The organism is Brevibacterium sp. NPDC049920 (genome assembly GCF_040656435.1).
GTDB classification, from domain to species: domain Bacteria; phylum Actinomycetota; class Actinomycetes; order Actinomycetales; family Brevibacteriaceae; genus Brevibacterium; species Brevibacterium pityocampae.
The window spans coordinates 269631-279846 of the sequence record NZ_JBFAMF010000004.1 but is presented as its reverse complement, the minus strand read 5'-3'; the positions used below and the strand labels follow the sequence as shown (position 1 = coordinate 279846).

8 protein-coding genes are annotated in these 10216 nt (G+C 71.0%); 6 read left to right on the top strand and 2 right to left on the bottom strand.

Features of this window, described 5'->3' with window-relative positions:
- Nucleotides 1–121 precede the first annotated feature (121 nt).
- The gene (locus AB0I45_RS05850) at nt 122–814 is read right to left on the bottom strand and encodes a GntR family transcriptional regulator (RefSeq protein ID WP_360317337.1); all 693 of its coding nucleotides are present in this window, start codon (nt 812–814) and stop codon (nt 122–124) included.
- A 307-nt stretch (nt 815–1121) separates the two neighbouring features.
- Between AB0I45_RS05850 and AB0I45_RS05845 the strand changes: the two genes are divergently transcribed.
- From AB0I45_RS05845 to AB0I45_RS05820, 6 genes are all read left to right on the top strand, one after another.
- A complete protein-coding gene (locus AB0I45_RS05845; protein WP_360317334.1) occupies nt 1122–2309 on the top strand; it encodes a CaiB/BaiF CoA-transferase family protein in 1188 nt (395 codons plus the stop codon).
- Nucleotides 2309–4012, top strand: a complete 1704-nt coding sequence (locus AB0I45_RS05840; RefSeq protein WP_360317331.1) for a FumA C-terminus/TtdB family hydratase beta subunit — start codon at nt 2309–2311, stop codon at nt 4010–4012. Before AB0I45_RS05845 ends, AB0I45_RS05840 begins: the two co-directional genes overlap by 1 nt.
- Before the next feature lie 55 nt (nt 4013–4067).
- The gene (locus AB0I45_RS05835; protein WP_360317328.1) at nt 4068–5216 is read left to right on the top strand and encodes an acyl-CoA dehydrogenase family protein; all 1149 of its coding nucleotides are present in this window, start codon (nt 4068–4070) and stop codon (nt 5214–5216) included.
- A 320-nt stretch (nt 5217–5536) separates the two neighbouring features.
- Nucleotides 5537–6064, top strand: a complete 528-nt coding sequence (locus AB0I45_RS05830) for a TM2 domain-containing protein (RefSeq protein ID WP_247424013.1) — start codon at nt 5537–5539, stop codon at nt 6062–6064.
- 222 nt (nt 6065–6286) lie between these two features.
- Nucleotides 6287–8224 carry an acetate--CoA ligase gene (locus AB0I45_RS05825; protein ID WP_360317324.1) on the top strand — a complete coding sequence of 646 codons (1938 nt, stop codon included), beginning with the start codon at nt 6287–6289 and terminating at the stop codon, nt 8222–8224.
- A complete protein-coding gene (locus AB0I45_RS05820) occupies nt 8221–8589 on the top strand; it encodes a hypothetical protein (protein WP_360317321.1) in 369 nt (122 codons plus the stop codon). Before AB0I45_RS05825 ends, AB0I45_RS05820 begins: the two co-directional genes overlap by 4 nt.
- A 262-nt stretch (nt 8590–8851) precedes the next feature.
- Here the strand turns inward: AB0I45_RS05820 and AB0I45_RS05815 are convergent, their stop codons facing one another.
- Entirely contained in the window at nt 8852–9598 is a 747-nt protein-coding gene (locus AB0I45_RS05815) for a sulfite exporter TauE/SafE family protein (RefSeq protein WP_247424017.1), read from the bottom strand.
- Nucleotides 9599–10216 lie beyond the last annotated feature (618 nt).

Genomic DNA, 10216 nt, shown 5'->3' with positions numbered 1-10216 from the left:
ACCGACCCTGCCCGCATTCCTCGACCCGACCATCACACAACCCCTTTCGCACCTACCCTGACAACGAGTGTTGCGATGACTGTATGACGCCGGCCGTCAGAAACCTTCGGAAATTGCTGTTTCAGTCGACGTCGATGTCGAAGGGATCCTCGACGGGCCCGCCGGACACCTGCGCGGCGAGGCTGAGGAACCCGTGCGCGATGTGCTCGCTCACCGTGCGCGCGGCGGCGGCCGGATCCACGGCCCGCACCGCCTCGACGATCGCGAGGTGCTCGCCCTTGACGTCACTGAGCCGCTCGGCGCTGTCGAGCGTGAGATCCCAGGGGAAGGCGTGCCAGCGCGCCTCGATGTCGTCGCGCAGCCCGGGCAGCCCACAGCGGTCGTAGAAGAAGAAGTGGAACTCCATGTTCTTCGCGTTCCGGGCCGCGGCGTCGCCGGCGGCGGAGGCCTCGTCGAGCTCGTCGAGGAGGCGCTCGGCCGTGCGCAGCTCGTGCCTCGAGATCCGCGGGGTGGCGCGCTCCATGGCATAGGCCTCGGTGAGGCGCCGGGTGATGTAGAGCGCCTTGAGATTCTCCATCTGCACGCCGGCGACGCGCACACCGCGGTGCGCCTCCGAGGTCACCAGCCCTTCGGCCTCGAGCGCCCGCAGCGCCTCGCGCACCGGGGTGATCGAGGACTCGAACCAGGCGGCCACCTCGTCCTGGCGCAGGCGCGCGCCGCGCTCGAGCTCGCGGGCGAGGATCCGGCGCCGCAGACCAGCGATGATGACATCGCGCTTCGTCGCAGCCGGGGCTGCACCTCGGGTTGCGGTCACCGGTGACCTCCGCAGGAAGAATGGATGATCGAGGACGGACGATATGAAACCCGCCCCGTGCGCGTGCGCACACCCCTCGATCCTACCCTTCGCTACCTCGTTTCGGTAGTTCTGAGACATCTGTCTTGGAATCATGCATCATCTGTGGAATCATGTCTTCAAGTGGGTCGGACCGTCTCGTCGTCTCGCAGGCGCGATCCGCGCCCCGGCGCCGCTCATCCGTGCACCGCACCACCGCCGGGCCGCGGGTCCGGCAGGGCACCGCATCCGGCCCAACCGCACCGCCGATCCTCATCGTGGAGGGATTATGACCACCGAGCTCCCGCTCGCAGGCATCACCGTCGTCAGCTGCGAACAGGCCGTCGCCGCCCCGTTCGCCACCCGCCAGCTCGCCGACCTCGGCGCCCGCGTCATCAAGATCGAGCGGCCCGGCGTCGGAGACTTCGCCCGCGGCTACGACACCACGGTGCACGGCCAGTCGAGCCACTTCGTGTGGCTCAACCGGTCGAAGGAGAGCCTCGGCCTCGACCTCAAGGCCCCGGGGGCCGCCGGGATCATGGACGACCTCGTCCGCGAGGCCGACGTGTTCGTCCAGAACCTCGCTCCCGGTGCCGCCGAGCGCCTGGGCCTCGGTGCCGAGCGCCTGCGCGAGCTCAACCCGCGCCTCATCCACGTCTCCGTGTCCGGCTACGGCTCCGACGGCCCCTACCGCACCGCCAAGGCCTACGATGCGCTCGTGCAGTCCGAGGCCGGCCTCGTGTCCGTCACCGGGACGGAGGAGTTCCCGGCGAAGACCGGCATCTCCACCGCGGACATCTCCGCCGGCATGTACGCCTACTCCGGCATCCTCACCGCGCTCTACACCCGCGAGCGCACCGGTGAGGGCGCCGCGCTCGAGGTCAGCCTGTTCGACTCGCTCGTCGAGTGGATGGGCTTCCCGCTCTACTTCACCCGCTACGGCGGTTCGCGGCCGGTGAGGGCGGGCACCTCGCACGCGGCGATCGCCCCCTACGGCACGTTCGCGTGCGGCGACGGCGCCCAGGTCGTGCTCGCGATCCAGAACGAGCGCGAATGGCAGCGGTTCTGCGAGACCGTGCTCGGCCGCCCGGAGATCGCACTCGATCCGCGCTTCGACCGCGCCGCCCAGCGCTTCGCCCATCGCGAGGAGCTCGAGGCCGTGATCGACGAGGTGTTCGCCGGGTACACCGGGGACGCGTGCGAGAAGCTCCTCCTCGAGGCGCAGGTCGCCCATGCCCGGCAGCGCGACATGTCCGAGGTCGCCGCTCACCCCCAGCTCGTCGACCGCGGCCGCTGGACCTCCATCGACACCCCGGCCGGCCCGATCGAGGCGGTGCTGCCGCCGGTGACGATGTCCGGCGTCGAGTACCGGATGGACCCGATCCCCGCCGTCGGCGAGCACAGCGACACGATCCTCGCCGGGATCGGCCGGACGCCCGAGCAGATCGCCGCCCTCCACGCCGAGGGCACGGTCTGATGAGCACCCCGACCGCCGACTTCCGGTACTCGGAGATCCTGCCGACCGGGCCCGCCGCGGTGCCCATGCGGCGGCTGGACATCGACGGGGTGGACATCGCCCGCGCCGAGGTGGCCGGCACCGAGCGCACCTTCCTCACCATCGCCCCCCACGTGTTCTCCGAGCTCGCCCGCACCGCCTTCACCGAGATCGCGCACTTCCTGCGGACCGACCACCTGGCGAGCCTGCGCCGCATCCTCGACGACCCGGAGTCGAGCGACAACGACCGCTACGTCGCCCTCGACCTGCTCAAGAACGCCGTCGTGTCCGCCGGCCGGGTGCTGCCGATGTGCCAGGACACCGGCACCGCGATCATCACCGCCAAGCGCGGTGCGGACGTCCTCACCGACGGCGCGGATGCCGAGCACCTGAGCCGCGGGGTGCACGCCGCCTTCCGCGACCTCAACCTCCGCTACTCGCAGCTCGCTCCCCTCTCCCTGTTCGAGGAGACGAACACCGGCACCAACCTGCCGGCGCAGATCGACATCGGGCTCGATGCGCACGGCGGCTACGAGCTCCTGTTCATGGCCAAGGGCGGCGGCAGCGCGAACAAGTCCTTCCTCTACCAGGAGACGAAGGCGATCCTCGACGAGCAGCGCCTGCTCGACTTCCTCGCGGAGAAGATCTCCTCGCTCGGCACCGCGGCCTGCCCGCCGTACCACCTCGCGATCGTCATCGGCGGGACGACCGCGGAGGCCGCGCTCAAGACCGCGAAGCTCGCCAGCGCCCACTCCCTCGACACCCTGCCGGAGACCGGCGATGCCGCGACCGGCCACGGGATCCGCGACCGCGCCTTCGAGGACAGGGTCCTCCGGCTCACGCAGACGCTCGGCTTCGGCGCTCAGTTCGGCGGCAAGCACTTCTGCCACGACGTCCGCGTCGTGCGGCTGCCGCGCCACAACGGCTCCCTGCCGGTGGCGATCGCGGTGAGCTGCTCGGCCGACCGCCAGCTCGTCGCCCGGATCGACGCCGACGGGGTATTCATCGAGGAGCTCGAGCACGACCCCGCCCGCTTCCTGCCGGCCGCCGGCACCGTGGAGGAGATCGAGTCCGGAGAGGTCACCCCGATCGACCTCGACCGGCCGATGGACGCGATCCGCGCCGATCTCTCCGCACGGGCCGTCGGCGACCGCCTGTCGCTCACCGGCACGATGATCGTCGCCCGCGACATCGCCCACGCCCGGCTCCGTGCGACGCTCGAGGCCGGTGAGGAGCTGCCGTCCTATTTCCGTGACCACCCGGTGTACTACGCGGGTCCGGCGAAGACGCCCGAGGGCATGCCGAGCGGCTCCTTCGGCCCCACCACCGCGAGCCGGATGGACGCCTATGTGCGCGATTTCCAGGCTGCCGGCGCCTCGCTCGTCATGCTCGCCAAGGGCAACCGCTCCGTCGAGGTGACGGAGGCCTGCCGCGAGCACGGCGGGTTCTACCTGGGATCCGTCGGCGGCCCGGCCGCCCGGCTCGCCGCGGAATGCATCACCGAGGTCGAGGTGCTCGACATGGCCGACCTCGGGATGGAGGCCGTGTGGCGCATCCGGGTCGAGGACTTCCCCGCCTTCGTCGTCGTCGACGACAAGGGCACCGACTTCTTCGCCCGCACCCGCGACGCCGGCCTGTCGCTCGGCCGCACCCGCACCGCGGCCCGGGACGGCACCCTGATCTGACCTCCGCACCACCGCCCAGCCCGAATACCGAACCCCACCCCCGTAAGGAGCTCCCATGACCATCAGCAGCGAAGAGACGATGATGATCAAGACCGTCGCGGACTTCATCGACCGCGACGTCCGGCCCACCGTCAACGAGGTCGAGCACGCCAACGAGTACCCGACCCAGTGGATCGAGCAGATGAAGGAGATGGGAATCTTCGGGCTCGCGATCCCCGAGCCCTGGGGCTTCGGCAAGGTCTCCACCGAGGCCTACGTCCACATCACCCAGGAGCTCGCACGCGGCTGGATGTCGCTCGCCGGCGCGATGGGCGGCCACACCGTCGTCTCCAAGCTCATCCTCGAGTTCGGTACGGACGAGCAGAAGGAGAAGTACCTGCCGCGCATGGCCACCGGTGAGATCCGCGCGACCATGGCGCTCACCGAGCCCGGCGGCGGCTCCGACCTCCAGGCCATGCGCACCGTGGCGAAGAAGGACGGCGACGACTACGTCATCTACGGCACCAAGACCTGGATCACCAACGCGCGGAAGTCCGACCTCCTCGCGCTGCTGTGCAAGACCGACCCGGAGGCCGAGCCCCGTCACCGGGGCATCTCGATCATCCTCGTGGAGAAGGGCGAGGGCTTCAGCATCTCGCAGGACCTCCCCAAGCTCGGCTACAAGGGTGTGGAGAGCTGCGAGATCTCCTTCGACGGGCTGCGCCTGCCGCAGTCCCAGCTGCTCGGCAGCACCGAGGGCGTGGGCTTCAAGCAGATGATGAAGGGCCTGGAGATCGGCCGTATCCAGGTGGCCTCCCGCTCGCTCGGCGTGGCCCAGGCCGCGCTCGACGACGCGGTGAAGTACGCGCAGGAGCGCGAGTCGATGGGCAAGCCGATCTGGAAGCACCAGTCGGTGGGCAACCACCTGGCGACGATGGCGACGAAGCTCGAGGCCGCCCGCCAGCTCGTCCTCCACGCCGCCCGCACCTACGACTCCGGTGAGCGCGTGGACATGGAGGCCGGGATGGCGAAGTACTTCGCCTCGGAGATGGCCGCCGAGGTCGCGCTCGACGCGATCCGCGTGCACGGCGGCTACGGCTACTCGACGGAGTACGAGGTCGAGCGCTACTACCGCGACGCCCCGCTCATGATCGTCGGCGAGGGCACGAACGAGATCCAGCTCGGCGTCATCGCCAAGCAGCTCGTCAGCCGCAACAAGATCTGACACCCCCGCCCCTGCCAGACAGCACTATCCTGTGGTTCCTGAGAACGGATCCGCAGGATATTGCTGTCTCAACCAGGCGCCGGGCGGGCCCGCAGCCGGCGCCGACCCCGCGCCCACCTCGCACCTGGCGCGTGGCCCGGGTCCGCCAGGTCGACGCCCTGCCCGCGCCTCGCACCTCGCGCCCGGCCCCGTGATCCGAGCGGCTTCCCGCACCCCCGAGTAGGGGAAGCCCCAGTGCCCGCGCGCGGCGCACGGAGAAGAATCGAAGCACGAGGAACCGGGAGATCGCCCCGGATCCCCACCCGATTCGAGGAGCTCCGATGAACACCCCGACCTTCCCTCCCTCCGTCGACCCCCACCCCCGCGCCACCCCTCCCGCCGGAGCCGGCCCCGCCGGCCACGATGCCTTCGACGGCGACGCGGAGCGGATCCACACCATGTACACCGCCGGCGGGCCCGAGGGGCGCGTCACCCACCATCCGCTGCCGCAGACCCACCCGGGCGCCGGGTTCCAGCCCACCCCCGGGACGGTCGGCGCCCGGGACCACCACGGTCAGCGCTCGTTCCTCACCGCGGCACTCCTGTCGATCCTCGTCGGCAGCTTCGGCGTCGACCGGTTCTACCTGGGGAAGATCGGCACCGGCGTGCTCAAGCTCGTCACCCTCGGCGGCTTCGGCGTGTGGTGGATCATCGACGCGATCCTCCTGCTGACGAACAGCACCCGCGACGCCGAGGGCCGCGAGCTCCACGGCTACGCGGAGAACCGGACGATCGCCTTCGTCGTCGCCGGGGTGGTCGGCGGGCTCACGCTGCTCAACGGCTTCTGGTTCCCCGTCTTCCTGTTCTGACGCTCCGCCCCCGGCGGCGCCGCCGCCCGAGCGACCCCTCCCGCAGCACTCCTCCCGAGGCGCCCTCCGGCATCCCCGCCGGCGGGCGCCTCGGCGTGTACCCGATTCCACGACGCCGGGGTCGGAACTGCCGCATCGGTGTGATCGGGTCCACAATGGTGGGACGCAGGTACCGTCGCCCGCCGCGCCCCCACTGCTGCGGGCCCCACCGAAGGACGCACCATGACCCACCCCGGAACCCCGCGCGATCAGCAGCCCGCCGACCCGTACACCCGGGCCGCCGCCCGCGCGGCCGAGGACCCGGAGGGCTTCTGGCTCGAAGCCGCCGGGCTCATCGACTGGACCACGCCGCCCACCCGCGCGCTCGACGACAGCCGCGCCCCGATCTACCGCTGGTTCCCCGACGGCGAGCTCAACGTCTGCTACAACGCGCTCGACCGCCACGTCATCGCCGGCCGCGGGGACGACGCCGCGCTCGTCTACGACTCCCCGGTCACCGACACCGTGCGCACCTACACCTACGCCGTGCTCACCGAGCTCACCGCACGCTTCGCCCGGGTGCTCGCGGACCGCGGGGTGGGCAAGGGTGACCGGGTGATCATCTACATGCCGATGATCCCCGAGGCGGTCATCAGCATGCTCGCCTGCGCGCGCCTCGGGGCCGTCCACTCGGTCGTGTTCGGCGGCTTCTCCGCCCACGAGCTCGCCGTCCGGATCGACGACACCGCCCCGAAGGCCGTGATCTCCACCTCGTGCGGGATCGAGCGCAGCCGGGTCATCGAGTACAAGCCGCTGCTCGACCGCGCGCTCGAGCTCGCCGAGGCGCGCCCGGAGTTCACCGTCATCGTCCAGCGCCCGCAGCACCCCTGCACGCTGGTCGAGGGCCGCGACCTCGACTATGCCGAGCTCATGGACGCCACCCCGGAGGGCGCGCCCTGCACCCCGGTCAAGGCGACCGACGAGCTCTACGTGCTCTACACCTCGGGGACGACCGGCAGGCCCAAGGGGATCGTGCGCGACTCCGGCGGGTACGCCACGGCGCTCGCCTGGTCCCTGCCGAACCTGTTCGACCTCCACCCCGGGGACACGATGTTCACCGCCTCGGACGTCGGCTGGGTCGTCGGGCACAGCTACATCGTCTACGCCCCGCTCATCGGTGGTGTCACCACGGTCCTGTTCGAGGGCAAGCCGATCGGCACCCCGGACGCCTCGACGTTCTTCCGCGTGGTCTCCGAGCATCGCGCGAACGTCTTCTTCGCAGCCCCGACCGCGATGCGCGTGATCCGCAAGGAGGACCCGGACGGCGCGTTCATGCAGCAGTACGACCTGTCGAGCGTCCGCGGCTGGTTCCTCGCCGGCGAGCGGCTCGACCCGGACACCTACGCCTGGACGACCGAGAAGCTCGCCGCAGCCACCGGCCGCGACATCCCGGTCATCGACAACTGGTGGCAGACGGAGACCGGCTGGCCGATCGCCACGAACCCGATCGGGCTGCACCGCTTCCCGCTCAAGGCCGGTTCGCCCACCAAGCCGGTGCCGGGGTACCAGGTGGAGATCGTCGATGCCGGCGGCAAACCCGTGCCGGCCGGGCAGGACGGCCTCGTCGTCATCCGCCTGCCGCTGCCACCGGGCACCATGGCTACGGTGTGGGGCGACGACGAGCGCTTCGTCTCCTCCTACCTCTCCGCGTTCGAGGGGTACTACCTCACCGGCGACGGCGGCTACCTCGACGAGGACGGCTACGTCTACGTCATGGGTCGCACGGACGACGTCATCAACGTCGCCGGGCACCGCCTGTCCACCGGCACCATGGAGGCCGCGATCGCAGCCCACCCGGCGGTCGCCGAGTGCGCGGTGATCGGCGTCCACGACGAGACGAAGGGCCAGGTGCCGCGCGCCTTCGTCGTGCTCGCCGACGGGGAGGACACCGATGCCGAGGCGCTCGCCAGGGAGCTCGTCACGCTCGTCCGCAGCGAGGTCGGCCCGGTCGCCGCCCTCAAGCGGGTCGACATCGTGCCCGCGCTGCCGAAGACCCGCTCCGGCAAGATCCTCCGCAAGACCATGCGCGAGATCGCCGACCACCGCTCCGACGTCGTCGTCCCCTCGACGATCGAGGATCCCGAGGTGCTCGAGCGCATGCGCGGGGCGCTCGAGGGGTGAGCGGCGCGCCGGGCGCACGCCGGGGTGACGACGATCGGCCCTCGGCGGATGCGACCGACCCGTTCGAGGTGACGAGCGCGTTCCCGGAGCCGGTGTCCTTCGCCGAGTTCCGACGCCCGCACCCGCCGGTCCCGTCGCCCGGGCCCGAGGCACCTGCCCCGGACCCCGGTCCGGTCGCCTCGGCATCCGAGGTGCTCTCTCCGGAGCCGGCCGCTGCGGCGGCCTCCGGGGGCCGGGCCGAGCCCGTGCTCCCGGACTTCTCCGCGCTGGCCCGGGAGCCGCGCATCCGGGAGTCGGCTCAGGACCCGGATCCCGCCTCGCCCGCGGTCGGGTCCGGTCGGAAGCCGGCGAAGGTCCCGCTTTGACACCCGGACGGCCGTCGGCACATCCCCCAAGCGGAACGGGACCGGCCGGGTGAGCGGAAGCTGTCGTTCGTCGAGTTCGTGATGTGGGCCGTGCTCGGGTCGATCATCGTCTTCATCCTGGAGCAGATCTTCGGGGTGCTCTGATCCATCGCGGCGACGGGTCGCCGCGCCGTTCCGCGGCAGCACCGCACCGCACCGTCCCGGAATCGCACCTCGGCGTGCCGCGACCGCACCGAGAGACAGATTCACCACAGATGACCGGTCAGAGCATGAGGATGCCGCGCACGAGCGCCACCGCACCGCCGGCACCGGCGAGCGTGATCGCGAGCCGCCGAGCGACGTGCGTCGGGACGCGCCGGGAGAGCCATCCGCCGATCCGGATCCCGAGGACCACGGTGACGACGATCGCCCCGAACAGCTGCCAGGGCGGCAGCTGATCGAAGGTCGTGGCCCCGACGGCGACCTTCGTCCCGACGGAGAAGATCCCCATCGTCATGAAGGTCGGCTGCATGGTGGCGGCGAAGGAGCGCTGGTCCCAGCGGGCGAACCGCGAGTAGATGACCATCGCAGGTGCGGCGACCCCGGCGCTCGTGTTGAGGAACCCGCCCACGAACCCCGCCGTCCCGGTGAGTGCCGGCGACTGCACGTGCGGCACCCGCGGCATCCCGAAGGTCAGGCCGAGGGCGAGCAGCACGACGCCACCGATGACGATGTTGAGCCAGGCGGCGTCGAGCTCGCGGACGAGGAGCGCGGCGGGGACCGCGCCGAGCAGCGCGGTGGGGGCGAAGATCAGGTAGCGTTTCCAGTCGACCTCACGGATGACGGCGAGCATGATGAGGAAGCCGGAGACGATCGTCGTCGCGTTCGTCATGAACACGCCGAGCGCCGGTCCCAGCAGCAGTGCGAGCACGGGAGCGACGACGAGCCCCACCCCGGTGCCGGACAGCCGCTGGAGCACCGCGCCGACGAGGATCGCGGCGAGCGCGATGAGGATGACGGGGGTGCTCACCGGCGGACCCCGCGACGGGGCAGCGGCCGGCTCCGGGCGGGCACTTCGGGCGTGGTCAGCATCGTCTCGCAGTCTAGCCGCGGCGTGCGCGCAGGTGGGTGGCGTGCGACCGGACGGCCACAGTACTTTCCGACATCGGAGCAGATCCGCGTGCAGCGCTCGGTCGATCGCTCGTAGCGTGGAACCGAGCGATCAGAGGAGGTCTGCCGCGATGAACGAGAAGAACGACGAATCGGATCCCTTCGAGGTCTCCACCTCGTTCCCGGAGCCGCCGTCCTTCGACTCCATCGGTCTCCCGGCCGCGGGGCCCGGACCGGTATTTCCGCCGAACACCGAAGCCGAGTCCTCGGTCCCCTCCGACGAGCCTGCTCCGGCTCCCGGCGGTGAGCCCGCGACCGTAGAGCCGCCACCAAAATCCGACCCGACCGTCCGGCGAGGGCCCGGAGATGAGGAGCCGGGGCCCGATCCCGGACCCGACCGTCCGGCGAGGGCCCGGAGATGAGGAGCCGGGGCCCGATCCCGCTGATCCGACGACACCGGATCCGCCGCTGTCGTACTGGGATCGATGGTCGCGCGCGTTCGAGGCCAGCAGAACCGAGGCCAATCAGATCACCACCG

Bases quoted from the DNA above. Each gene is read 5' to 3' on its own strand.
- AB0I45_RS05825 (WP_360317324.1), top strand. From the start codon at position 6,287: ATGACCCACCCCGGAACCCCGCGCGATCAGCAGCCCGCCGACCCGTAC.
- AB0I45_RS05840 (WP_360317331.1), top strand. From the start codon at position 2,309: ATGAGCACCCCGACCGCCGACTTCCGGTACTCGGAGATCCTGCCGACC.
- AB0I45_RS05835 (WP_360317328.1), top strand. From the start codon at position 4,068: ATGACCATCAGCAGCGAAGAGACGATGATGATCAAGACCGTCGCGGAC.
- AB0I45_RS05845 (WP_360317334.1), top strand. From the start codon at position 1,122: ATGACCACCGAGCTCCCGCTCGCAGGCATCACCGTCGTCAGCTGCGAA.
- AB0I45_RS05830 (WP_247424013.1), top strand. From the start codon at position 5,537: ATGAACACCCCGACCTTCCCTCCCTCCGTCGACCCCCACCCCCGCGCC.